This is a genomic window from Methylobacterium sp. 4-46 (genome assembly GCF_000019365.1).
Classification (GTDB): Bacteria; Pseudomonadota; Alphaproteobacteria; order Rhizobiales; family Beijerinckiaceae; genus Methylobacterium.
On record NC_010511.1, the window covers coordinates 3028745 to 3052612 of the forward strand.

The window sequence follows — 23868 nt, forward strand, 5'->3', positions numbered from 1 at the left end:
GGGCCGGCCTCACTCCTTCCGGGTCGTCAGCCCGCCGGCCCGCCGCGTGACGACGAGGTCCTGGGCGTGCGGCGAATCCTCCGGGTCGTGGTCGGTGGTCGGCGTAGGGCTGTCCTCGGGCGCGGGCACGGGCGGCACAGCGTCGCAGTTGGGGGCCGGGGCGGTGTCGGGCTGCGTGGCGGCGCGGCGCTGGACCATGTTGGGATTCGTCATCGGGGAGGCTCCTGGCTCGACCGGAGGCGCGGCCACCGCGTCGGCGACGCCCGCTCATGCCGGTCCGGGCGGGATTCCGGCCCGGACCGGCACCGGGGCGAACGTCAGCGCCGGGACACGGTTCCGGCCCCGGCGCCCCCGCCGCCGTCCCAGGCCGGGACGGGGCCGAAGGGGATTAGGAACCATCATTTGCGCTGAAGGTTGAGAGCACGAGGACACCGGCCAAGGAGGCATTCATGGCAACCGGCAATTCGACCTCGAAGCGCGGCTTCGCTTCGATGGACATGGAGCGGCAGCGCGAGATCGCCAGCAAGGGCGGCCGCAGCGTTCCCGCCGAAAAGCGCTCGTTCTCCCAGGATCGCGAACTCGCCTCGTCCGCGGGGCGCAAGGGTGGGCAGGCCTCCGGGTCGGGCCGCTCGAGCGAGGATTGAACCTCATCTGACGCTTCGCCGTGGTCCGGCATGGTTGCCGGGCCACGGCGTCGGCATGCCTCGCCTCACCTTCGCCGGACAAACGAAACGGGCGCCTCGCGGCGCCCGTATCCGTGTCGTCCTCGCCCCGCCGGGGGCGGCCTCAGGCCGCGAGTTGCGTCACCACCAGGTTGCGCTTGAGCAGGGCCGGACAGACCGTGTCGTCGGACGGGCGCGTGACCACCAGCCCGGCCAGCAGCCGCTCCAGGCGCTCGCCCTCGGGCAGGGTCGCGGGCTCGCGCCGGACGCGCTCCGCCGCGGGCGGGGGAGCCGGGTCGTCGATTTCGCGGTAGCCGAGCATGTCTCTCTCTCCATGAACGCGCGTGCGGGGCCGCGGCTCAGCCCGCGGCCGGAGCCAGAGCCGCCTGGGCGAGGCAGCGGCTCGGCAGCAGCCGCCGGGCCTCGTGGCCGGCGAGGCCGCTGATCGCGCCCTCGCAGCCCTCCGGCATGGTGCGGCGCGTGCCGACCTCGCCCGCCGGCGGGCCGGGTGCCCGCTGCACCACCGGCACGCCCTCCCGGGTGCGCAGGGTGACGTGCGGCAGTGCCGTGTCCCGGGCCACCAGCGTGGTGTTGGCGGAGGAATCGGTCTCGAAGACCACGTCGCCCGCCGCGTTGCGCAGCGTGACCTTCGCGGCCCCGAGCCCCGTGATCTCGACCGCCACCGGCTTCTGCGGCAGGCCGGCCGGCCGCGGTGGCGCGATCCGGTCGCCCTTGACAAGCTGAGCCGGGGTCTTGGCCGGCCCGGCCATCGCCGCGAGCGAGTGTTCGACCACTGGCTGCGCGATCAGGGCAAGCAGCGCGGCCGGGGCGGTGATGCTGAAGAAGAGGTGAGCGCGAAGCATACGCGGGTCCTCGGAGCGAAGCTTGACACGTCGATCCGATAACGTCGCGACCGGCCCAGTCGTTCCGTGTGGCCGTGCACGAACGGCACAGTTTTTGGGGCGGATCCGAGTGAGGCCCTTCACGCTTCGTTGACCATGTGCAGGCCGCCCGCCGGCGGCGCATGCGGCCTCGCCGCAACACTCGCCGAAAATCAACGCGCCGGCGCGGGAACCCCGCCGGGCGGGGCGACGTTGATTAGGCAACCCGGCCACCTGGTCCTCCCCGCATTCCCCTTGTGCATCGGCCGGAAACTCAGAACGGGCTGGAGCCTATCCGGCCCGTTTCTTTATGTCGGAGCGACGCAGCGCCCGAGATGATCCCAAAGCCACCTGATGATCCCAAGACCATCTCATGACAAAGGGCCGCCCCGGTGGGACGGCCCTGGCAGGTGTCGCTGCGAGGTCCGGGCGAGATCAGGCCGTTGCCTTGGCCTCGCGGCGGCGGGCGCTCTGCTGGAAGAAGAGGGCTTGGCTGATCACCGCGGAGACGTTGGCGGGCTGGAACGGCTTGGCGATCAGGAAGGCCGGCTCGGGCCGCTCGCCGGTGAGGAAGCGCTCCGGATAGGCCGTGATGAAGATCACCGGCACCTCGAAGGTCTTGAGCAGGTCGTTGACCGCGTCGAGGCCGGAACTGCCGTCCGCCAGCTGGATGTCCGCCAGGATGAGGCCGGGCCTGCGGCCCTCGGCGAGCTTGATCGCCTCCGACCGCGTGCGGGCGACCCCCGTGACGTTGTGGCCGAGCCCCTCGACGAGGGCCTCCAGGTCCATGGCGATCAGCGGCTCGTCCTCGATGATCAGGATCTCGGTCGCCATGTCGGCGGCCAGTTCCCGGCCCGCCTCGTCGACGAGGTCGCGCACCTCCGAGATGTCGACGCCCAGGATCGTCGCGGCATCCTCCTCGGAGAAGCCTTCGAGGCAGGAGAGCAGGAAGGCTTGCCGCGGCAGGGGCGTGATCTGGCCGAGCCGGACCTCGGCGGGCAGGTCGTGCTGCACTTGGTCGCTCTGACCGTTCACCGACAACGAGTTCCAGATCCGCGTGAAGACCCTGAACAGATCGGCCTTGACGTTCGCGCTGCGGCCCAGTGTTTCGGGCTCGTTGACGAGCGTTTCGAGCGTCGCGGCCACGTAGGCATCGCCGGCCACCTGGCTGCCCGTGAGCGCGCGTGCGTAGCGGCGCAGGTACGGCAGGTGCTGCACGACGAGTTGTGCTGTCGACATTCAGTTCCCCTTGAGAGTGGTGTCCGTGTGCGAAGACCCTGATCCACAACGCCGCGCCCGCGCGATCGTTCCGGTTCCGTGGAACCGCCCCGGCCCGGACGCGTTGTCGGCGCAAGAGCGCGTGTTGGTCAACAAGCGCCGCAGTATCGCCCTGCCCGTCTGCCCGGGGGCGGGGCGAAGGGGATTTGCATGATCGATGGCAAGGGGATGGGCGGCGCGCAGACGCCGGCGGACCACGGGGTCGCAGGCGGGTCCGATCAGCCTGGGCTCGATCGACTCACTCAGGGCAGGCTCGGCTCCCACCTTCGCGCCATGTACGACGAGCTCGTGCAGCAGCCGATTCCCGAGCGCTTCGTCGAGCTGCTGGCCAGCCTCGACCAGCCCGCCGAGACCTCGAAGAACTCCTGAGGCGCGCGGCCGCGGCTCGTCCGCTCCCGCACGACGAGGCTCCGGCCATCCTGGGCCGGGGGCCGGCTCGCCATCGTCGGGCTGACATTGCGACGACGTCCCGGAGCAAGCCTCCTTGGGCCCGGGGCCCCTTGGGCCCGCGCCCGCGCAGTTGCGGGGCAAGACCTGTTCAGGTCTGGTCCCGCACGTTGCTGGCCGCCGAACCGATGACGACTTCGGCGGCCGAGGCTCAGAGCGTGGAGGAGCGTCCGCGCAGCAGGCCGACGATGGCCGAGATCGCGAACAGCACCACCGCGACGAAGAAGATGATCTTGGCGGCCTCGACCGCCGTCCCGGCGATCCCGCCGAACCCGAACAGCGCGGCCACCAGGGCCACCACCAGGAAAGTAACCGCCCAACCCAGCATGGCGCGAACCTTTCGTATGGTCGGATCATCGGCCCGCGGCCGATCTTGAGCTTACAAACGTCAAGCCTGTCTCCCGGTTCCGCTTTGTCGCAGCGACAGGGGCCGAATCCGCCCCCATCTTGGGGAAGCGGAACCCCGGTTTCGTGCCGCACGTTGCCGAGGCGAACCATTGGAGGCGCTCGATGAACCGATCCCTTGCCCTGCAGGCCGGCCTGGCCCTCCTGATCGGGCTGATCCTGGTCGGGTTCGTGGAGGCCGGCGCCCTCATCCCGGCCATCGCAGCGGGTGCGGCCCTCGCGGCTGCCGCGGCGGCCCTGCGGGGCGTGGCGCAGCCCGCGCCGGTTCCCGTCCCGGTGCGGGCCCGTCGCGGAAGACGCGGCGGCTGAGCCCGGCCCGACACCCGTCGCGGCCCGCCTCCCGCGCCCGGCCGGGGCTCGCGAGGGCGAAGAACCGTCGCATGCGGGCGTGCCTGTCCGACGCGGCTCTGCCCCGAACCGGAGATCATGAAGCGAGACAGTCGCGGTACCCGAGCCCTCCCCCGACACGAGGGAGAGCGTGGGCACCGCGGGCGGCGTGACACGGTATTCCGTTGCCGGGGGAGCAGGGGTCGGGCAAGGCTGCCGTCCGCCGTATTGAGTTAGTTCCTAGACATCGGCATTGCAAACTCGACACCGCGAGACCGGACGATCGATTTCAAGTCTCCTCGCAGAATAGCTCGTGAAATTATGCTTGAGTTGTTGTTTCCGCGCCATTCTTGACGCGGTGCCGGCGACCACTTTCGGTGAATGACGCCGGCAGCGGAACCCTCTGCCCTTCGTCTGGCCGGGCGGCGCCTGAAATTGATGCAGCCCTCGGTGTTTCGTGCCGATTGCTTGCCGGCTCGACTCGGTCGTATCAGCGCCGAGCTTGTCGGGGAGACGTCATGGGCATGCGGTCTTTGTCGAGCGGCCGGTCGGTGCTGCGCACGAGCCTGCTCGGGGCGCTGATCGGGCTCGGCGGGGCGGTGGGAACGACGACGCTGGTGCGCGCCGCGGATGATGCCGGACTCTTCGAGTTCCTCTTCGGCACGGCTCCCCGCGCGGCCGCCCCGCGCCTCTTCGAGGTGCGGCCGGCCCCGCCGCGCGCCGCGCGCGCCTCGCAAGCGCCGCCGCGCCGGCGCTGGGCGTCGCGCCCGGCGCCGCGCGCGGTCCAGACGATGCGGCCGAGACTCGCCGCCGCCGGCCGCGCCGCCCCGCCGGCGCCGCACGAGAGGGGCGGGAGCCGCTCGGTCTGCGTGCGCACCTGCGACGGCTACATGTTCCCCTTGGCGACCCTGCGGACGAGGGCGGATGCCCCCGCGCACGAGGCGGCCTGCGCGGCCGCCTGCCCGGGCGCCGAGACCCGCCTCTACACCGTCGATCCCGGGCAGGAGCTCGACCGCGCGGTCGGCCTGGACGGCCGGCCCTACCGGGACGGCGCGAGCGCCTTCCTGTACCGCAGCCGCGTCGTCGCCGGCTGCTCCTGCCGGCCGGACGGGGCCCTCGTCGCGGCTCCCCTGCCCCTCGACCGCGACCCGACCCTGCGCGCCGGCGACGCGGTCGCGACCCGGAGCGGCGGGCAGGTCTTCACGGGGCGCAGCGGGACGGTGCGGCCGCGCTTCGTCGAGTTCCGGCGCGCCGAGATCCTCCCGGCGGCGTGGCGCCGGGACCTCGACCGCGCCCTCGACGTGTCGCGCCGCGAGCGCGAGCAGGCGAGCTTCCGCGCAGAGCTCGGCCGGGCGCAGCGGGCCGAGCTGCGCCCGGTCCGCGTCGCCCAGATGGCGAGCTTCGCGGTGCTGGCGACGGATGCCGGCTTCGCGCCGGTGCGCGTCGTGGTCCCCTCGCCCTTCCGCTGATCAGGGCGCGGGCTCCCCCGCGATCCCGGGCTCCCCTGCGATTCGCGGCGCGAGCCGGCGCGCCCGCGCGATCCAGTCGGCGACCATGCGCGGCGTCGGCGACACCGGGCAGTGGCCGCGCTCGGCGTTGAGCGCCGCGAGCCGCCCGCCCAGGGAGGCCGGCTCCTCGCGGGCGAGGTCGCCGACCGTGCGGATGCCGGCGGATTCGAGCAGTTCCGCCATCGGGCGGGCGAGGCCGTGCACCCGGAAGAGGTCGCAGCGCTCCGCCCAGCGCAGCAATTGCGCCGCGTCGATCCCGGTGCTGTCGGCGAGGCGCCGCCGGTCCGCCGGGTCGCCCGCACGGGCGAGCAGCGCGTCGCTGGTCGCGATCCCGGCCGCCCGCAGGCGATCCGCCAGGAAGGGCGCGATGCAGCCGATGGTCTCGATCAGGTACGCCACGACCCATCCAGCGGGATCACGTCGCTCGCGTCACGGTAGCGCGGCGGGCCCGCACGGTCCAGTTCGGCGCGGCGCTCGACAGCCGCCGCTCGCGCCGGTAACCCGGGACGGTGCCGAGGACGAGGGGGGACCCCGGGTGAGCGCTTCCGACGACGCCGAACCGCCGGCCTTCTCCCGCGACGCGCCCGCGCCCGGGCGGGTCGAGGCGGTCTCGCCGCTGATCCGCCGCCTCGTCTGCCCGAACGGCGGTCCCTTCACGCAGACCGGCACCTGCACCTACATCGTGGGGCACGGCCGGGTCGCGGTGGTCGATCCCGGTCCCGAGGAGCCGAGCCACGTCGAGGCCCTCCTCGCCGCGCTCGGCGACGAGACCGTGGCGGCCATCGCGGTGACCCACACGCATCGCGACCACTCGCCGGCCGCGCGCGCGCTGAAGGCCGCGACCGGCGCGCCGATCGTCGGGTGCGGCCCGCACCGCGCCGCCCGGGCGGTGCGCGGCGGCGAGAGGACCATCCTCGACGCGGCCGCCGACCGCGACCACGGGCCGGACGTCGCGCTCGCCGACGGCGAGCGGATCGACGGGCCGGGCTGGACCCTGGTCGCCGTCGCGACGCCGGGCCACACCATGAACCACCTCGCCTTCGCGCTGCCCGAGGACGAGGCGCTGCTCTCGGGCGACCACGTGATGGGCTGGTCGACCAGCATCGTCGCGCCGCCGGACGGCGCCATGGGGGCCTACATGGCGTCCCTGGACCGCCTGAGGGGCCGGCCCGAGCGCACCTACTGGCCGGGCCATGGCGGGCCGGTGCGCGAGCCGCAGCGCTTCGTGCGCGCCCTCGCGCATCACCGCCGCGCCCGCGAGGCCGCGATCCTCGACCGCCTGGGCGCGGGCGGGCGGACCATCCCGGCGCTCGTCGCGGAGATCTACCAGGGGCTCGATCCCCGGCTCGCCGGGGCGGCCGCGCTGTCGGTCTACGCCCATCTGGAGGACCTCGTCGCCCGCGGGCAGGCCGCGACGGACGGGGATCCGGCCCTCGACGGCACCTACCGGCCGGCGTGACGCCTCGTACCAACGCCCCAGAATGCTGACGCATCGGGCCGTTGACCATCCCGGATCGTCGACACCAGAGGCTCGGCGACGATCCGAGAACGGACCCAGCGGTCATGAGACATGACCGCCGGTGTCACTTCACCGCCAGCGCGAGGTTCGACAGCTCCTCCAGGTAGGAGCGGATGTGGTCGGCGTTCTGGCCGAAATCGCGGTCGCCGTAGCGCGAGGCCGAGCGCACGTCGATGCGGGCGCCGTCGGCGCGGGGCCTGACCCGGACGGTGACGTCGTAGGGCAGCCCGAGCAGGCGCGAGCGCACCACCGCCTCGATGCGGCCGTTGCCGACCCGCCCGCCCGGCTTGATCGCCTCGATCACCTGCCACTTGCGGTTCCCGGCCGCCTTGAGGGCGAGGGCGAAGGCCTCGTTCGGCCCGAGATCCAGGGTGAGCGGGGCGATCTGCGGATAGGCCTCGCGCTGCAGGGCGCGGGCGGCGGGTGGGATCTCCGGCGGCAGCGCGCCGCCCCGCGCCGCGTAGGCGGCGCGCGAGCGCGAGTAGGAGGGCGGATCGGCGACGTCGGTGGCGATGTCGGTGAGCCGCGGCAGCACTGCCCCGCGGACCGCCATGTAGCCCGGATAGGCGAGGACGAGCGCCGCGAGGAAGAGGCCGCCCAGGGCGGTGCGCAGGCCCCGCGCCCCCTCGTTCCAGACCCGCACGAAGGCCCCGAGCGCGAGCGCCACGGCGAGCAAAGCCACGGCGATGCCCGCCCCGAGGGCGGCGAGGGCCGGCCCGGTCTCGGCCCGCGGATCCCGCACCAGCAGGAGCGCGATGGCCACCACCGCGACGGCGAACCAGCCGCAGCGCAGCGCCCACGGCGCCGCCCGGGTGACGGGCTCCTCGACGATCAGGCGACGCATGCGGGGAGCGCGGGATCAGCGGTCATCGCCCCTCCCTAAAGCGGTCCGCGGCGCCGCGAAACCCCTCCTGTCCCCTCACGCCGTCCCGGGGAACCGATAGTCCCGGAACTGGTCGCGCAGGGCCGTCTTCTGGATCTTGCCCGTCGCCGTGTGGGGGATCTCCTCGACCAGCACGACGTCGTCCGGCAGCCACCACTTGGCGATGCGCGGGCTCATGAAGGCCAGGATGTCGTCCTTGTCCGGGACGCGCCCGGGCTTGGGCACCACGACGAGGAGCGGGCGCTCGTCCCATTTCGGGTGCGCCACCCCGATCACCGCCGCCTCCGCGACGTCCGGGTGCCCGACGGCCAGGTTCTCCAGGTCGATGGAGGAGATCCACTCGCCCCCCGACTTGATCACGTCCTTCGAGCGGTCGGTGATCGTCATGTAGCCGTTGGGGTCGATCGTCGCGATGTCGCCGGTGTCGAAGAAGCCCCGGTCGTCGAGGATCGGCGTGTCGTCCCGGAAATAGGCCGCCGCCACGGCGGGGCCGGCCACCTTGAGGCGCCCGAAGGTGGTGCCGTCCCAGGGCAGGTCGCGGCCGGCATCGTCGGTCAGCCGGAACTCGACCCCGAAGGGCGGGTAGCCCTGCTTCATCTTGAGGTCGAGGCGCGCCTCGCCCTCCAGCTGCGACACCTCCGGCTTCAGCGAGCAGAAGGAGCCGATCGGACTCATCTCGGTCATGCCCCAGGCATGGGTGACGCTCACGCCGAACTCCCGCTCGAAGCGCTCCGTCATCGCCCGCGGGCAGGCCGAGCCGCCGATCAGCACGCGCTTCAGGTGCGTGATCCGGCCCCCGGTCGCGTCGAGGTGCTGGAGGAGGCCGAGCCACACCGTCGGCACCGCCGCCGTGACGGTGACGCCCGTCGACTCCAGGAGGTCGTGCACGGAGGCGCCGTCGAGTTTCGGCCCCGGCAGGACCAGGGCCGCCCCCGCCATCGGCGCCGCGAAGGCGAGCGACCAGCTGTTGGCGTGGAACAGCGGCACCACCGGCATCGCCACGTCGCGGCTGGAAAGCCCGATATAGTCGGGCCCGTTATTGGCCATCGCGTGCAGCACGTTGGAGCGATGCGAGTAGAGCACGCCCTTCGGATTGCCGGTCGTGCCCGACGTGTAGCAGAGCCCCGCCGCGCTGCGCTCGTCGAGCTGCGCCCAGGCGAAATCCGCGTCCGCCTCGGCGAGCCATTCCTCGTAGGCGACCGCGTTGCGCAGGGACGTGTCCGGCATCCCGGCCGCGTCGGTCAGCACCACGAAGCGCTCGATCGTCGGCAGCTGCTCGGCGAGCCGCTCCACCAGTGGCACGAAGGTGAGATCGAGCAGGAGGATGCGATCCTCCGCGTGGTTGATGATGTAGGCGATCTGCTCGCCGAACAGCCGCGGGTTGACCGTGTGGTAGATCGCTCCGAGCCCGGTGATGCCGTACCACGCCTCCAGGTGCCGCCAGGTGTTCCAGGCCAGGGTGGCGACCCGGTCGCCCGCGCGGATCCCGTCCCGCTCCAGCCGCTTGGCGAGCCGCAGCGCCCGCCCCCTCACCTCTCCGTAGGTGGTCCGGTGCATCGGTCCCTCGACCGAGCGGGAGATCACCGCGCGGTCCCGGTGCTGGGAGGCGGCGTAGTCGATGATGCGGTGGATGAGCAGGGGCCAGTCCTGCATCAGGCCGAGCATGGCGTCGTGTCCTTCCCTCTGGCGGGCGCGTCGGCACGCCCTGTCCGGCCGGCCGAGCGGCCGGCGACGGGCGGCGAGGCCCGTCGCGCCCAGTCTAGCCGATTTCCCGCGCCAGGGGATCGCGGCGAGAGCGTCGCCCGCGCCGTCGCGCCTCGCCGCGCGTCCCGGCGCGCAAGGGTCGGGGTCGCTGCGCGCGCTTCGCACGGTTGGTGTCGGTCGTGCGAAGGGGCACCGCGTGCCGGCCCGACCGGGCGATCGACCCCGCGCTCAGACCCGGCCGGCGAGTTCGATCGCGAGCAGCGCCGCGAGGCTGAGCAGCGCGAGCGGGATCTGCATCGGCCGCAGCCGCGCGAAGTGGCGCGGGGCCTCGCCGGACCGGGCCGCCAGGGGATCGAGGACGACGATGAGGCCGTAGCCGGCGAGGAGCAGCGCCGTCGTGGCGGTGGCGCGCCCGAACAGCAGGCCCGCGAGGGCCGCCAATCCGAGCCCGAACAGGACCATCATGGTGGCGATCTGCGTGGCGGTCGGTCCGCCGACCGTCCGGAAGCTGAGGCCCCGCCGCACGCCCGACAGGAAGGTAAGGATGGCGCCGCCCCACAGGAGCGTGAGGCTGACGATCAGGCGCCGGGTCTCGCCCGCGCTGGCGAGCGCCGCCGCGGCCCCGGCGACGAGCGGCAGCATCGGCCCGAAGCCGTAGAGGAGGCTGAGCCAGGGGATCCGCGGCGAGGCGTCCTCGCGGGTGGGGTGGGGTCTCATCGGGCCGGGGCCCCCGGGGGCTGCCGCCCGTCGAGGTCCGGGTTGCGCCGCCGCAGATCCTCCGTGAGGACGTCGCCGAACACCGACCACAGGGTGAGCGGCAGGCCGCTCGCCGCCGCGAGGCCGTCCACGCGCCCCGCCCGGGCGATGAACCCCGCCCCGGCGGCCACCACGAGCGCGCCCTCCGCGACCCCGCCCGTGAGGCTGCGCGCGCCGAAGAAGACCTTGTTGTAGGCGGTGACCAGGGCGAGGGTGAGGGCCCAGAGGGCGATCGCCTCGTCGCGGGCCGGCGAGCGGGGCTGGCGCATCAGCCGGTAGGCGCCCGCCGCCATCAGCGTGAGCAGGACCGGCCAGCCGCCGGCGAAGACGGGGTCCGGCGGCTTCCAGGACGGGGTGTCGAGGCGGCCGTACCAGCGGGCGATGTCCGGGTGGCTCGGATCGGGGCTGTAGCGGCGGCTGACCAGCCCGCTGAGCAGGAGCGCGCCCCCGACCGCGACGAGCGCCGCGCCCGGCGACAGCGCACCGTCGCGCCGCGGGGGGGCGGCGCCGCGCGGGCGCCCGGCGCCCCGCGGGGGCGCGGATCGGCGATGCGCCGCCCGCGCGGCGCCGGTGGAGGATTCGGCCATCGGGTGATTCCGGGACTGCGCGGCCCTGCCGGCCGCCCTCCCCCAACGTCCCGCCGCGCGGCATGTTCAAGCGGGGCCGCCCGTGCTGGTCCTCGACCGGGACCGGACCGTCGTGAAGACGGTCTTCGGCCAGCGCCCCCGGAAGGTCCTGCTCCGGGGCGAGATGGTGCTGCGCAAGCGCGCCGCGCCGTGAGCCGCGCGCCTCACCCGGCGGGCGCGGCCCGCCCCTCGGCGGCGCGCTCGGCGAGGTCGTCGAGGTTGCGCCGCATCTGGTCGAGCGAGAAGGCGATCCAGAAGATCTGCCCGACCTCGTCGGTCGGGAGGTCGCGGGTGAGCCGGCGGCGGCGCATCTCGTCGATCGCCGCCCGGTAGGCGGCGATCGCCCGCGGCAGGGCCGGATCCTCCTCCGGGGCCCGGGCGTCCTGCTCGAGGCAGGCGGCGATGCCCCGCAGGCGCGCGGCCGCGGCCGAGGCCGCCGCCGCCCAGGGGGCCGCGAGGTCGGCGCCGAGATCCGCCTCGCGCGCGGCCCGGCGCAGCATCACGACGTCGTGGCGCAGGCGCAGGAGCGTGCGGGCGAGCGGCTCGGGATCCGGGGCGGCGGCGAGGCGGCTGCGCCGCTCGCGGGCGGCCTCCCCCACCAGCACCTCCAGCCGGTCGAGGCTGCGCCGCGTCGCGAGCGGCAGCCCCTTCGCGTCGATGGCGGCGTCGTCGCGGCGCGCCAGCACCTCCAGCTGATCGGCGAGGAGGCGGGCGGTCCGCGCCGCCTGCTCGCGCACCACCCGCGCCGCGCGGGCCGGCGCGACCACGAGCGAGACCGCGAGGCCGATCGCGCAGCCGAGGCCGACCTCCAGGATCCGGTCGAGCGCGAAGGCGATCGGGCCGAGCGTGCTGCCGGTGGTGCTCAGGAGCACGATCACCGCGGTGATCGGCGCGACCCGGAACCCCGCCGACTGCGCCGCCGCGACGGAGAGCGGGCCGATCGCCAGCAGGAGGGCGACCGCCGTGGTGATCCCGCCCTGGTGCGGGACGGCGAGGGCGACCGCGCCCCCGTAGACCGCGCCGAGCACCGAGCCGAGGAAGCGGTCGAGGGCAGCCTTCAGCGAGGAGCCGACGCTGCTCTGGGTCACGATCAGCGCGGTGATCACTGCCCAGAAGGCCTGCGGCAGGCCGAGCCCGGCGGCGAGCCCGAAGGTGGCGAGGCTCGACACCGTCATGCGGGCGGCCTGGACCAGCTTGGCGCGGTTCCGGGACAGCCAAGCCTCCAGGCGCGCGGCGCCGCTCGCGTCGATCGTCATCGTGCCTCCGCGGATGGCGCCTCTTCGACGCCAGCGGGGGCCGGCCTGTCAACCGCGCCGGCGCGCTTCGCCCGCCGCCCCGTTGCAAGCGTGTCCGCTCTCGGCTCTGTTAGGCGGGAAGAACGGGCCCGCGATGATGCGCGGCGCGTCGCCGGGCGCGCCGGGGCCGGGCAGAGCGCAGGGGGTGGGTGATGGGCCGGACTTTGTGGGCCGGGATCGGGATCGTGGCCGCGGCGCTCGCGGCCGCGCCGGCCGCGGCGAGACCCCTCGCGGCGATCCGCGAGGCGGGGGTGCTGCGGGTCGGCCTGACCGGCGACTACGCGCCCTATTCGCTGAGGCGCTCCGAGGGCGACGTGAAGGGCGCCGACGTCACGATGGCGCGGGATCTCGCCCGCAGCCTCGGGGTCTCGCTCGAGATCGTCCCGACGACCTGGAAGGGCCTCAAGGACGACCTCCTCGCCGACCGGTTCGACATCGCCATGGGCGGCGTCTCGGTGACGTCCGACCGCGCCGCGGTGGCGGATTTCTCGGTGCCGGTAATGACCGACGGCAAGCGCCCGATCGTGCGCTGCGCCGATGCCGGGACCTACACGAGCATCGCGGCGATCGACCGGCCCGAGGTGCGCGTGGTGGTCAATCCCGGCGGCACCAACGAGCGCTTCGCGGCCGCCCACTTCCCGCACGCCGCCGTGCGGCTGCACCCGGACAACCGCACGATCTTCGAGGAGGTCGCGGAGGGCCGCGCGGACCTGATGGTCACGGACGGGGCCGAGGTCGATTACCAGGCGCGGCGCCACCGCGGCGTGCTCTGCCCGGCCACGGTGGCGGATTCCTTCGACCACGCCGACAAGGGCTACTGGATGAGCCGCGACCCGGCGCTCAAGGCGGCGGTGGACGGCTGGCTCAAGGCCGCCCTGGCCTCGGGCGCCTACGACAGGGCGCTCGAGGCCGCGGCCGAGTAGCGGACCGCCTCAGGCGGCGCGGATCTCGGCGAGGAAGCGGTCGGTCCCGGCGGAGAGCTGCTCGGATTGCCGCGACAGCGCGCTCGCCGCGCCCAGCACCTGGGAGGCGGCCTCCCCGGTCTGCGCGACCGCGCCCGCCACCGCCCCGATCGTGTCCGTCACCGCCCGCGTCCCGCGCGACGCCTCCGCCACGTTGCGCACGATCTCCTGCGTCGCCGCCCCCTGCTCGGTCACCGCCGCGGCGATCGCCGAGGCCACGCTGCGGATCTGCCCGATCCGCTCCGTGATCCCGCCGATCGCCGTCACCGCCTGGCGCGTCGCGCCCTGGATCTGGCCGATCTGTCCCGAGATCTGCTCGGTCGCCCGCGCGGTCTGGCCGGCCAGTTCCTTCACCTCCGCGGCCACCACCGCGAAGCCGCGCCCCGCCTCCCCGGCCCGCGCCGCCTCGATCGTGGCGTTCAGCGCCAGCAGGTTGGTCTGGCTCGCGACCGAGGAGATCAGCCCGACCATGTCGCCGATGCGCGCGGTGCTCTCGCTCAGCGCCCGCACCAGCTCCTGCGTGTGGTCGGCCTCCCGCACGGCCGCCTCGGCCAGTTCGGCCGAGCCCTCGACCTGCCGGCCGATCTCGCTCACCGAGGCGCCGAGTTCCTCGGCCGCCGCCGCCACGGTGCCGACATTCGCGCTGGCCTCGTCGGCGGCGCGCGCCACGGCGGTCGAGCGCCGGGCGGTGTGGTCGGCGGTCGCCGTCATGGTCTCGGCGGTCGCCTGCAATTCGGTGGCGGCGGCGGCGACCTGCGCGACGATGCCGCCCATGCCGCGCTCGAACTCCTCGGCCATGCTGCGCATCGCGTCGCGGCGGGCGCGCTCGGTCTCGGCGCGGGCCGCCTCGTCGCGGGCACGCTCCTCCAGGGCGCGGCTCTGGAGGCCCTCGCGCAGGGCGACGACGGCGGAGGCGATCTCGCCGATCTCGTCGCGGCGTCCGACGCCCTCGACCGCGGCGGCGATCTCGCCGGCGGCGAGGCGGCGCAGGGAGGCGGTGAGGCTGGCGAGCGGCCGGGCGACGCCGCGCCCGAGCACGCCGGCGACGGCGACGAACAGGAGGGCGACGGGCAGGATCTTCCAGGCGAGCGAGCGCACCTCGCCCCACAGGGCCGCGTCCACATCGTCCACGTGCAGCCCCGAGCCGACCAGGATCTGCCATTCGGGGATCCCGATCACGTAGGTCACCTTCAGGGTTTCCTCACTCTCTCCCGGTTTCAGCCAGTAGAACTGCGAGGATCCCCGGCCGTTCCGATTGACAAGATCGACCATTTCTCGGGTGATCTGGGTGCCGAATTTATCTTTCAGGTCCAGCATGCTCTTGCCTTCGAGCTCGCGCCGGATCGGATGCATGACGCTGCGGCCATCGAAGTCGTAAACGTAATAGTAATTGCCGCCGTCGAAGCGGGCCATCCGGAGGGTCTCGAGGGCGGCCCGGCGCGCCTCGCCCTCGCTCATCTCGCCCGCCCTCGCCCGGGCGAGGTAGCCCTGCAGGATGGTGGCGGCGGCCTCGACGGCGTGCTGGATCTCGCCGCGCTTCTGCTCCAGCATCGCACTGCGGATCTGGGTCAGGGCCAGCCCCATCGAACCCCCGAGAAGGAACAGGGCGGCGAGCGCGAGCGCCACGAAGCGGTGAACGAGGCGAAATCTGAGCGGCATGGAGACCTCGGTTGGGTATGGCTTCATGCAGTTTGGTCAACTTGCCTTAAAAACTTCGTAACCTGCGCTTCAATCATCTTCGTCACAGCTTCCAGCCCAGTGTGTAATTTCTCCAATAATTTTTTTCGTACATCGCGATGACTTTGCGAGAACGATTGATCCTATCAGTTTTTTGCGAGTATATTTTGACAAATTCCACTGAATTGTCGGGTAAAGCATCGTCCCTATGCGGCATGTGAGGGCTGATTCTGCCTCGCCTTATTGGTTCGAGAGGGGTTCCTGGCGGGTGGGATGCGCGCCGCCTGGCTCGGACTGATAACGGGATCCGGGTGCGCCGTCCTCGGATCCCGCGCGAGCGTCGCGCCTCAGGCGGCGCGGATCCCGGCGAGGAAGCGGTCGGTCCCGGCGGAGAGCTGCTCGGATTGCCGCGACAGCGCGCTCGCCGCGCCCAGCACCTGGGAGGCGGCCTCCCCGGTCTGCGCGACCGCGCCCGCCACCGCCCCGATCGTGTCCGTCACCGCCCGCGTCCCGCGCAACGCCTCCGCCACGTTGCGCACGATCTCCTGCGTCGCCGCCCCCTGCTCGGTCACCGCCGCGGCGATCGCCGAGGCCACGCTGCGGATCTGCCCGATCCGCGCCGTGATCCCGCCGATCGCCGTCACCGCCTGGCGCGTCGCGCCCTGGATCTGGCCGATCTGCCCCGAGATCTGCTCGGTCGCCCGCGCGGTCTGGCCGGCCAGCTCCTTCACCTCCGCGGCCACCACCGCGAAGCCGCGCCCGAGCACGCCTGCGACGAAGCACGCCTGCGACGGCGAACAGGAAGGCGAAGGACAGGATCTTCCAGGCGAGCGAGCGGACCCCGCCCCGCAGCGCCGCTCCACGCGAAGCAAGCTCGAAAATCGGCGCAGAGTGGCGGCGTCGAACTGGTCGCAGCACGGCACCGTCCGGCGCCCCGGGCCATCGGCCCGCAAGGCCGATGCCGCGCCGCGGGCTCGGCGGCTCGGGCTCAGAGCCGCGCCCGCACCTCGCGAAGGACCGCCTCCGGCGTGATGCCGAAGTGGCGGAAGAGCTCCTCGCCGGGCCCGGAGGCACCGAAGCCGGTCATCCCGACGAAACCGCCCTCCTCGCCGATCCAGCGCTCCCACCCGAGCCGGATGGCCGCCTCGACGGCGACCCGCACGGTGTCGCGGGGGATCACCTCGCGGCGGTAGGTTTCCGGCTGGGCCGCGAAGGCCTCCCAGGACGGCATCGACACCACGGCGGTCGGGATCCCCTCCGCCTGCAGCGCCGCGCGGGCGGCGAGCGCCACCGCCACCTCGGAACCGGTGCCGACCAGGGTGACCCGCCTGCGCCCGCCCGTCGCCGGGGCGAGCAGGTAGGCGCCCCGCGCGCTCAGGTTCTCCGCGCCCGCCTCCCGCCGCAGGGCCGGCAGCGGCTGGCGGGAGCAGATGAGCGAGGTCGGCCCGTCCCGGTGCGCGAGCGCCATCTCCCAGGCCTCGGCGGTCTCGACGGCGTCGGCCGGGCGCAGCACCAGCATGTTGGGGATCGCCCGGAGCGAGGCCAGGAACTCCACCGGCTGGTGGGTCGGCCCGTTGCGGCCGATGCCGATCGAATCGTGGCTGTAGACCGTGATGACCGGAAGCTCCATCAGCGCCGCCATCCGCAGGGCGGGCCGCAGGTAGTCGGAGAAGACCAGGTAGGTGGCGCCGACCGGGATCAGCCCGCGATGGGCCGCCATCCCGTTCATCATCGCCCCCATGGCGTGCTCGCGGATCCCGTAATGCAGGTAGCGCCCGGCCCTTTCCGTGGCCGTGAAGGCGGCGAGCCGCTGCTTGTGGCGCGTCGGGCCCTCCAGGTCGGGGGCGCCACTGAACAGGTCCGGCACGGTCTCGGCGAGGGCCGCCAGGATGTCGGCCGCCACCTCGATGGTCGGGCGCTCCGGGGCGGTCTCGGACCAGTGCCGCCTGAGGGCGAGCAGCGTCTCGCGCCAGGACGGGGGCAGCCGGCCCGCCATCCTCCGGTCGAACTCCGCCCGCCGGGCCTCCGGCAGGGCGGCCCGGCTCGCCTGCCAGGCCGCGTAGGCGGCCCGGTTGCGCGCCCCCGCCCCGGCCCGCCAGGCGGCGGCGACATCCTCGGGCACCGCGAATGCCGGATGGTCCCAGGCGCGGGCGGCGCGGGCCTCCGCGCAGTCGCTCTCGAAGACGCGCCCGCCATGGGCCCCGCGCTGGCCTTCGAGCCGCGGCAGGCCGCGGCCGATCACCGTGCGGCAGGCGATCAGGCTCGGGCGCGGATCGCCCCTGGCGAGGAGCAGCGCCGCCGAGACCGCCTCGACGTCGTGGCCGTCGCAGTCGATCACCTGCCAGTCGGCGGCCCGGAAGCGGGCCCGCACGTCCTCCGAGATCGACAGGTCGGTGCTGCCGTCGTCGGTGATGCGGTTGTCGTCCCACAGGAAGGTCAGCTTGCCGAGGCGCAGGTGGCCGGCGAGCGAGACGACCTCGTGGGCGATGCCCTCCTGCAGGCAGCCGTCGCCGACCAGGGCGTAGGTGCGGTGATCGACGAGGTCCGGGCCGAACTCGGCCGCGAGCTTGGCCTCCGCCACCGCCATGCCGACCGCGTTGGCGATGCCCTGGCCGAGGGGGCCGGTCGTCGCCTCGATGCCGTGACGGGGCGCGTATTCCGGGTGGCCGTGGCAGGGCGAGCCGAGTTCGCGGAAGCCGCGGATCGCCTCGATCGAGATCGCCGCGTAGCCCGCGAGGTGGAGGGCCGCGTAGAGGAGCATCGAGCCGTGGCCGTTCGACAGCACGAAGCGGTCGCGGTTGGGCCATTCCGGATCGTCCGGGTTGCAGACGAGGTGCCGGGTGAACAGGGCGGTGGCGATCTCGGCGCAGCCGAGCGGCGCGCCCGGATGTCCGTCCCCGGCCCGGGCGATGGCGTCGAGGGCGAGGAACCGGACGGCATCGGCCATGCGGCTCGGCGCGGCATTCATGGTGAGGTCCTCTCAGGCAAGGCGGGGGCGTCCGCGGCCGCCGGGAGGGGCGGCCGCGCGGGGTCGTGATCCGCTTGGATCAACCGGATCCCGGATCATGCGCTGTCCGGACGTGATCGTCCGGACAGCCGATGACCGCTTCGGCGAATGACGCTCAGCCGAGGAAGCCGATGGAGATCCAGGGCACCAGGATGACGACGACGAGGCCGAGGATCATCGCCAGGATGTAGCCGACGATCGGGCGGATGCCCGCGTCCGGGTGGATCCGGCTGATCGCGCAGGCCGCGTAGTAGCCCACCCCGAAGGGCGGCGCGAACAGCCCGATCCCCATGGCGAGGATCACCACCATGGCGTAGTGCACCTCGTGCACCCCCACCGCCCGGGCGATCGGGAACAGCAGCGGGCCGAACAGCACGATCGCCGGGATCCCCTCCAGCACCGAGCCCAGCACGATGAAGGCCAGCGCCGAGACCACCAGGAAGCCCAGCGACCCGCCGGGCAGGCTCTTCATGATCACCGCCAGGCTCTGCGAGAAGCCCGACTGCGTCAGCGCCCAGGCCATCCCGGTCGCCGCCCCGATGATCAGGAGGATCGCCCCCGACAGGGATGCCGTCGAGACCAGCATCGGGTAGAGCCGCCTCCAGTCGAACTGACGGTAGATCAGCAGCCCGGCCAGGATCGCGTAGACGATGCCGATGGTCGAGACCTCGGTGGCGGTCGCCACCCCCTCCACCACCGCCGCCCGGATCACGAAGGGCAGCGCCAGGGCGGGCAGCGCGATCACCAGCGAGCGGCCGATCTCGCGCCCGCGCGCCCGGCGCACGTGGCTGAGATCCTCGCCCCGGTAGCGCCACCAGACCAGCGCGCACAGCATGATCCCGAGCACCACGCCCGGCAGCATGCCGCCCGTGAAGAGCGCGGTGATCGACACGCCCGTCACCGACCCGATGGTGATCAGCACCAGCGAGGGCGGGATGGTCTCGGTCTGGGCGCCGGTGGCGGCGAGCAGCGCCACGAGGTCGCCCTCCTTGGCGCCGCGCGCCTTCATCTCGGGAAACAGCACCGGGGCGACCGCGGCCATGTCGGCGGCCTTGGAGCCGGAGATGCCCGAGACGAGGTACATGGCGCCCACCAGCACGTAGTGCAGGCCGCCGCGCACGTGGCCGAGCAGCGCGGCGAGGAAGCCGACCATGGCCTTGGCCATGCCGGTCATCTCGATCAGCAGGCCCAGGAAGACGAAGAGCGGCACGGCGAGCAGGATGAGGTGGCTCATGCCCTCGTCCATGCGCCCCACCACCACCATGGAGGGGGCGCGGGTGGTGAAGGTGAGGTAGCCGAAGGTGGCCAGCCCGAACGCGAAGGCGATCGGCACGCCCGAGAAGACCAGGGCGCCGACGCCGAGGACGAAGAAGATCAGCAGGTTCCAGTTGCCGAGGGTGCGCAGGGTCGGCTCGGCATAGAACAGGCCGGCCACCACGGCGCCGGTGAGCAGGAGGGCGCCGAGGGAGGTTTTCCAGTCGGTGCTCTCGACGAGGCGCAGCACCGCGATGGCGAGCATCAGCACGAAGCCGACCGGGAGGGCGGCGGCGCGCCAGGCGTTGGTGATCTCCAGCGCCGGGGTCTGGACGAAGAGCTCCTCGCTGGCGAACTCGTAGGCGGGTTCGAGCAGGATGCCGATGAAGACGAGGCCGGCGGCGAGCGAGAGCGCGTCCAGGAAGGCGCGCACCTTCGGGGAGGCGAGGCTGACGACGGCGGTCATGCGCATGTGCTCGGAGCGCCGGTAGGCGACCACCGAGCCCAGCATGGCGAGCCAGAGGAACAGGATCGAGGCGAGTTCGTCCGCCCACACGATCGGCTGGTGGAAGACGTAGCGGCTCACCACGCCCGAGCCCAGGACCACGATCTCCAGGACGACCAGGAGCGCCGCGGGCAGCTCGATCAGCAGGCCGAGCGTGTCGTCGAGCCATCTCAGCCGGGCCCGGCGGCCGGTGAGCGCCGGTGCGACCGGCGACTCATCCGCGAGTTCGAGATGCATGCGTCTCCTCCCTCAGGCCAGCTTTCCGGACACGGCTTCCAGGTGACCCCAGGCCGCGTCGCCGAACTTGGCGCGCCAGTCCTTGTAGAAGGTCGTGCGGCCGAGCGCATCGCGGAAAGGCTCGCGGTCGACCTCGATGAAGGTGATGCCCTTGGCGGTGAGGTCCTGGCGCAGCGTGGTGTTGAGGCGGAGGATGTCGGCGCGCTGATCGTCGGCGGACTTGTCGAGTTCGCGGGTGACGAGGGCGCGCAGGTCCTCGGGCAGGCGCTGGACCGCGCGCTTGTTGCCGAGGATCCAGTAGCCGTCCCAGACGTGGCCGGTGAGGCTGCAGGATTTCTGCACCTCGTAGAGGCGCGTCGTCGCCGTGATGGCGAGCGGGTTCTCCTGACCCTCGAAGATCTTGGTCTGCAGGGCGGAGTAGAGTTCGTTGAAGTTCAGGGGAGCGGCGCCCGCATCGAGGGCCTTGAACAGGGAGGTCAGCATCGGGGCCGGGGGCACCCGGATCTTGAAGCCCTTGAGGTCCTCGGGGGTGCGGATCTCGCGGGTCGAGGAGGTGATGTGGCGGAAGCCGTTGTCCCAGACCTTCGAGACGGCCTGGATCGGCGTCTTGGCGATCTGGTCGCGGATGTAGGCGCCGAGCCCGCCGTCCATCGCCGCCCAGACGGCGGTGTAGTCCTTGAAGGCGAAGCCGGTATTGGGAAGGCTCGCGGCGGCCACGAAGGTGGCGAGGATCGAGGTCGAGAGGTTGAAGAACTCGACGCTGCCGTTGCGGACCTGCGAGAGCAGGTCGGTGTCGGAGCCGAGCTGGTTGGCCGGGAAGAGCTTGATGTCGAGTCGCCCGTTCGAGGCCTCGCGGATGCGGTTGAGGGCCTCCTGCGCGCGGATGTTGACCGGGTGGGTCGGGTCCTGGCCGGTGGCGAGCTTGTACTCGAACTCGGCCGCGTTGGCGGGCCGGCGCAGGACGGTGACGAGGGGGATGCTGGCGGCGCCGGCGAGGAGCGTGCGGCGCGAGAGGGTCGTCGACATGGCGTTCTCCCTGGATTTCCATTGATTGCGAAGCGCCGGTTCGTCCGGCGGTGTTGCCCTGGTCGAGTGGGATGGGAGCCGCACGCGGGGCCGGATCCGCTGGCCCTCGGGCGGGGACGGGCCCGCCCTATCCCGTGCCGTTCAGCGCCCGGTAGGACCCGATCACCTGGCTGTCGTCGGCCGCGCCCTCGCCGCGGCCGGAGGCGGCGAGGAAGAGCTGGTGGGCGAGGCTCGCGAGCGGCAGAGCCGCCTTCTGGTCGCGGCCGGCCTCCAGCACGATGCCGAGATCCTTCACGAAGATGTCGACCGCGCTGGTGACGCGGGGCGCCTCCTCCAGCATGCGCGGCCCGCGGTCGCGCAGCATCCAGCTCGCGGCCGAGGAGCCGGAGAGGATCTCCAGCACGACCGGCAGGTCCACCCCGACCCGCTCGGCCAGCGACAGCGCCTCGGCGGCGGCCGCGATGTGCACGCCGCACAGGAGCTGGTTCACCGCCTTCACGGTCGCGCCCTGGCCGGGCCGCGTGCCGACGTGGAAGATCCGCGCGCCGACCGCGTCGAGCAGCGGCCGGACCGCGCCGAACACCTCCGCGGGGGCCGCCGCCATCACCGTGAGGCTGCCGGCCTCGGCGCCGACCACCCCGCCCGAGACGGGCGCGTCGACGAAGCGGCGGCCGGCCGCCGCGACCCGCGCGGCGAGGCCCTCGACGGCCTGCGGCGGGCAGGTCGCCATCAGGATCACGGCCGCGTCGGGGGCGAGGACCTCCAGCGCGCCCTCGGCCGGGGCGCCCCCGCCGAAGAGCACGGCCTCGGCCTGGGCGGCGTTCACCACCATCAGGACGAGGGCGCCGGCGCCGGCGGCGGCGGCGCGCAGCGTGTCGGCCGCCTCGCCGCCGGCCCGCGCCAGGGCGGCCCGGCTCTCGGGCCGGACGTCGTAGCCGCGGACCGGGAAGCCCTTGGCGACGAGGTTCTGCGCCATCGGCAGGCCCATGGCGCCGAGGCCCACGAAGGCGACCGGCGTCAGAGCCATGCGCGGATGCTCCGCACCATCGCGGCGGTCGAGAGTCCGTAGCGGTCGTGGAGGGTGGGGAGCGCGCCCGCGTCGAGGAACTCGTCGGGAAGCCCGATCTGGCGGAAGCCGCGCTCGACGCGCGTGCCGCCGCGCATCAGCAGGCCCGCCACCGCCTCACCGAGGCCGCCGATCACCGTGTGGTTCTCGGCCACCACCACGAGCCGGCCGCCGCGGCCCGCCTCGCGCAGGATCGTCTCCTCGTCGAGGGGCTTGATCGTCGGCACGTGCAGCACCCCGACATCGACGCCGTCGTCCGAGAGGGCGTCGGCCGCCTCCAGCGCCCGCATGGTCATCAGGCCGCTCGCGATGACCAGCACGTCCCGCCCGTCCCGGATCGTCTTGGCCTTGCCGAGTTCGAACCGGTAGCCGTACTCGTCGAGCAGGAGCGGCACGTTGCCCCGCAGGAGCCGGAGATAGACCGGGCCCTGGTGGGCCGCCATGGCGGGCACCACCTGCTCGATCTCGTGCGCGTCGCAGGGATCGATGATGGTGAGGTTCGGCAGGCCGCGGAAGATCGCGAGGTCCTCGGTCGCCTGGTGGCTCGGGCCGTAGCCCGTGGTCAGGCCCGGCAGGGCGCAGGCGATCTTGACGTTGAGGTTCTCCTCGGCGATCGCGAGGCAGATGAAGTCGTAGGCCCGCCGCGCCGCGAACACCGCGTAGGTCGTGGCGAAGGGCGTGAAGCCCTCGCGGGCGAGGCCCGCCGCCGCGCTGAACAGCAGCTGCTCGGCCATGCCCATCTGGTAGAAGCGGTCCGGATGGGCCTGCGCGAAGATATGCAGGTCGGTGTACTTGCTCAGGTCCGCGCTGAGGCCGACGATGTCGGGCCGCTCGGCGGCGAGCCGCGCCAGCGCGTGCCCGAACGGCGCCGCCCTGGTGCGCTGCCCCGGCGCCGCCAGCGAGGCGATCATCGCCGAGGTGGTGAGCCGGGGCCCGCCCTGCAGCAGGTGGGTCGGCCGCTCGTACTTGGATCGCCTCATTCCGCCCTCCCCTCGGCCAGCACCGCGAGCGCCTGGCTCCACTCGGCCGGCTCGACGCGCAGGAAATGGTTGCGCTCGCGCGCCTCCAGGAACGGCACGCCCTTGGCCATGGTCGTGTCGCAGATGATGATCCGGGGCCTCGGCTCCGGATGGGCCTTGGCGGCGTCGAAGGCCGCCACCAGGGCCGCGATGTCGTTCCCGTCGACCCGCTGCACGAACCAGCCGAAGGCCTCGAATTTCGGCGCCAGCGGCTCGAAGTTGAGGACGCCCCGGGACGGGCCGTCCGCCTGCATGCCGTTCACGTCGACGAGGCCGATCAGGTTGTCGAGCCCGAACGAGGCGGCCGACATCGCGGCCTCCCAGGTCGAGCCCTCGTCGAGTTCGCCGTCGGAGAACAGGTTGTAGACGAAGTTCTTCGAACCCTTGCGCTTCAGCCCGAGCGCGAAGCCGACCGCGATGCCGAGCCCGTGGCCGAGCGAGCCGCCGGTGATCTCCATGCCGGGCGTGTAGGCGGCCATGGCGGACATCGGCAGGCGGCTGTCGTCGCAGCCATAGGTCTCGAGCTCGTCCTCCGGGAGGATCCCGGCCTCGATCAGGGCCGCGTAGAGCGCGATGGCGTAGTGGCCGATCGAGAGCAGGAAGCGGTCGCGGCCCTCCCATTCGGGGTCGTCGGGCCGGTAGGTCATGGCGTGGAAATACGCGACCGCGAGCACGTCCGCGATGCCGAGGGCCTGGGCGATGTAGCCCTGGCCCTGGACCTCGCCCATGCGCAGGGCGTTGCGGCGGATGCGGTAGGCCCGCTCGGGCAGCGAGACGTTCGAGCGCTCGCGCGCCGCGGTGGCATGTGCCGGTGACATGGATTC

At 73.1% G+C, this 23868-nt stretch carries 24 protein-coding genes and 1 pseudogene; 6 read left to right on the top strand and 19 right to left on the bottom strand.

Annotated features, from left to right (window positions below; translation table 11 throughout):
- Window positions 1–9: 9 nt before the first annotated feature.
- On the bottom strand, window positions 10–213 hold the full coding sequence (locus M446_RS13025) for a hypothetical protein (RefSeq protein WP_012332566.1): 204 nt from the start codon (window positions 211–213) through the stop codon (window positions 10–12).
- Between the two features lie 236 nt (window positions 214–449).
- Between M446_RS13025 and M446_RS13030 the strand changes: the two genes are divergently transcribed.
- Window positions 450–644 (top strand): general stress protein, encoded by a 195-nt coding sequence (locus tag M446_RS13030; RefSeq protein ID WP_012332567.1) that lies wholly within the window; start codon window positions 450–452, stop codon window positions 642–644.
- 142 nt (window positions 645–786) lie between these two features.
- Here the strand turns inward: M446_RS13030 and M446_RS13035 are convergent, their stop codons facing one another.
- The 3 genes from M446_RS13035 to M446_RS13045 all read right to left on the bottom strand — a co-directional run bounded on the left by M446_RS13035 (window position 787) and on the right by M446_RS13045 (window position 2782).
- On the bottom strand, window positions 787–984 hold the full coding sequence (locus M446_RS13035) for a hypothetical protein (RefSeq protein WP_012332568.1): 198 nt from the start codon (window positions 982–984) through the stop codon (window positions 787–789).
- Between the two features lie 37 nt (window positions 985–1021).
- On the bottom strand, window positions 1022–1525 hold the full coding sequence (locus tag M446_RS13040) for a hypothetical protein (protein WP_012332569.1): 504 nt from the start codon (window positions 1523–1525) through the stop codon (window positions 1022–1024).
- A gap of 453 nt (window positions 1526–1978) precedes the next feature.
- Entirely contained in the window at window positions 1979–2782 is an 804-nt protein-coding gene (locus tag M446_RS13045) for a response regulator (protein WP_012332570.1), read from the bottom strand.
- A 189-nt stretch (window positions 2783–2971) separates the two neighbouring features.
- Here M446_RS13045 and M446_RS13050 point away from each other — a divergent pair, with 189 nt between their 5' ends.
- Window positions 2972–3190, top strand: coding sequence for a NepR family anti-sigma factor (locus M446_RS13050; protein WP_012332571.1), 219 nt, complete (start codon window positions 2972–2974; stop codon window positions 3188–3190).
- Window positions 3191–3419: 229 nt separating this feature from the next.
- Here M446_RS13050 and M446_RS35195 read toward each other — a convergent pair whose 3' ends face one another.
- On the bottom strand, window positions 3420–3596 hold the full coding sequence (locus M446_RS35195; RefSeq protein ID WP_012332572.1) for a DUF1328 domain-containing protein: 177 nt from the start codon (window positions 3594–3596) through the stop codon (window positions 3420–3422).
- Between the two features lie 182 nt (window positions 3597–3778).
- Between M446_RS35195 and M446_RS13060 the strand changes: the two genes are divergently transcribed.
- Both M446_RS13060 and M446_RS13065 read left to right on the top strand, forming a co-directional pair.
- The gene (locus tag M446_RS13060) at window positions 3779–3982 is read left to right on the top strand and encodes a hypothetical protein (RefSeq protein ID WP_018260782.1); all 204 of its coding nucleotides are present in this window, start codon (window positions 3779–3781) and stop codon (window positions 3980–3982) included.
- 536 nt (window positions 3983–4518) lie between these two features.
- Complete coding sequence (locus M446_RS13065; RefSeq protein ID WP_012332574.1) at window positions 4519–5469, top strand: DUF2865 domain-containing protein; 951 nt, start codon at window positions 4519–4521, stop codon at window positions 5467–5469.
- Here the strand turns inward: M446_RS13065 and M446_RS13070 are convergent, their stop codons facing one another.
- Complete coding sequence (locus M446_RS13070) at window positions 5470–5907, bottom strand: DUF4332 domain-containing protein (protein ID WP_012332575.1); 438 nt, start codon at window positions 5905–5907, stop codon at window positions 5470–5472.
- Between the two features lie 136 nt (window positions 5908–6043).
- On the opposite strand from M446_RS13070, the gene M446_RS13075 reads away from it, so the two are divergent.
- Window positions 6044–6967, top strand: coding sequence for an MBL fold metallo-hydrolase (locus M446_RS13075; RefSeq protein WP_012332576.1), 924 nt, complete (start codon window positions 6044–6046; stop codon window positions 6965–6967).
- Between the two features lie 124 nt (window positions 6968–7091).
- Here the strand turns inward: M446_RS13075 and M446_RS13080 are convergent, their stop codons facing one another.
- From M446_RS13080 to M446_RS13100, 5 genes are all read right to left on the bottom strand, one after another.
- Window positions 7092–7871, bottom strand: coding sequence for a DUF1499 domain-containing protein (locus M446_RS13080; RefSeq protein WP_012332577.1), 780 nt, complete (start codon window positions 7869–7871; stop codon window positions 7092–7094).
- Window positions 7872–7946: 75 nt separating this feature from the next.
- Entirely contained in the window at window positions 7947–9575 is a 1629-nt protein-coding gene (locus M446_RS13085; protein WP_012332578.1) for a long-chain-fatty-acid--CoA ligase, read from the bottom strand.
- A gap of 267 nt (window positions 9576–9842) precedes the next feature.
- Window positions 9843–10331 (bottom strand): DUF3429 domain-containing protein, encoded by a 489-nt coding sequence (locus M446_RS13090; RefSeq protein ID WP_012332579.1) that lies wholly within the window; start codon window positions 10329–10331, stop codon window positions 9843–9845.
- Entirely contained in the window at window positions 10328–10957 is a 630-nt protein-coding gene (locus M446_RS13095) for a TspO/MBR family protein (protein WP_012332580.1), read from the bottom strand. The genes M446_RS13090 and M446_RS13095 overlap by 4 nt, the downstream gene beginning before the upstream one ends.
- A gap of 203 nt (window positions 10958–11160) precedes the next feature.
- Window positions 11161–12252 carry an FUSC family protein gene (locus tag M446_RS13100; protein ID WP_012332581.1) on the bottom strand — a complete coding sequence of 364 codons (1092 nt, stop codon included), beginning with the start codon at window positions 12250–12252 and terminating at the stop codon, window positions 11161–11163.
- Between the two features lie 191 nt (window positions 12253–12443).
- Here M446_RS13100 and M446_RS13105 point away from each other — a divergent pair, with 191 nt between their 5' ends.
- Complete coding sequence (locus M446_RS13105) at window positions 12444–13214, top strand: transporter substrate-binding domain-containing protein (protein WP_012332582.1); 771 nt, start codon at window positions 12444–12446, stop codon at window positions 13212–13214.
- Window positions 13215–13223: 9 nt separating this feature from the next.
- Here M446_RS13105 and M446_RS13110 read toward each other — a convergent pair whose 3' ends face one another.
- From M446_RS13110 to M446_RS13145, 8 genes and pseudogenes are all read right to left on the bottom strand, one after another.
- Window positions 13224–14912: a methyl-accepting chemotaxis protein gene (locus tag M446_RS13110; RefSeq protein WP_012332583.1), complete on the bottom strand. Its 1689-nt coding sequence runs from the start codon at window positions 14910–14912 to the stop codon at window positions 13224–13226.
- A gap of 365 nt (window positions 14913–15277) precedes the next feature.
- Window positions 15278–15703, bottom strand: a pseudogene (locus tag M446_RS13115) (methyl-accepting chemotaxis protein); the annotation flags it as partial.
- Window positions 15704–15918: 215 nt separating this feature from the next.
- Window positions 15919–17898 (bottom strand): transketolase, encoded by a 1980-nt coding sequence (gene tkt / locus M446_RS13120; RefSeq protein ID WP_012332584.1) that lies wholly within the window; start codon window positions 17896–17898, stop codon window positions 15919–15921.
- A gap of 154 nt (window positions 17899–18052) precedes the next feature.
- Window positions 18053–19933: a TRAP transporter large permease subunit gene (locus tag M446_RS13125; protein WP_012332585.1), complete on the bottom strand. Its 1881-nt coding sequence runs from the start codon at window positions 19931–19933 to the stop codon at window positions 18053–18055.
- Window positions 19934–19945: 12 nt separating this feature from the next.
- Window positions 19946–20959, bottom strand: coding sequence for a TRAP transporter substrate-binding protein (locus M446_RS13130; RefSeq protein WP_012332586.1), 1014 nt, complete (start codon window positions 20957–20959; stop codon window positions 19946–19948).
- A gap of 127 nt (window positions 20960–21086) precedes the next feature.
- Complete coding sequence (locus tag M446_RS13135) at window positions 21087–21986, bottom strand: NAD(P)-dependent oxidoreductase (protein WP_012332587.1); 900 nt, start codon at window positions 21984–21986, stop codon at window positions 21087–21089.
- Entirely contained in the window at window positions 21977–23005 is a 1029-nt protein-coding gene (locus M446_RS13140; protein ID WP_012332588.1) for a transketolase family protein, read from the bottom strand. Before M446_RS13140 ends, M446_RS13135 begins: the two co-directional genes overlap by 10 nt.
- Window positions 23002–23862, bottom strand: a complete 861-nt coding sequence (locus M446_RS13145; RefSeq protein ID WP_012332589.1) for a transketolase — start codon at window positions 23860–23862, stop codon at window positions 23002–23004. The genes M446_RS13140 and M446_RS13145 overlap by 4 nt, the downstream gene beginning before the upstream one ends.
- Window positions 23863–23868 lie beyond the last annotated feature (6 nt).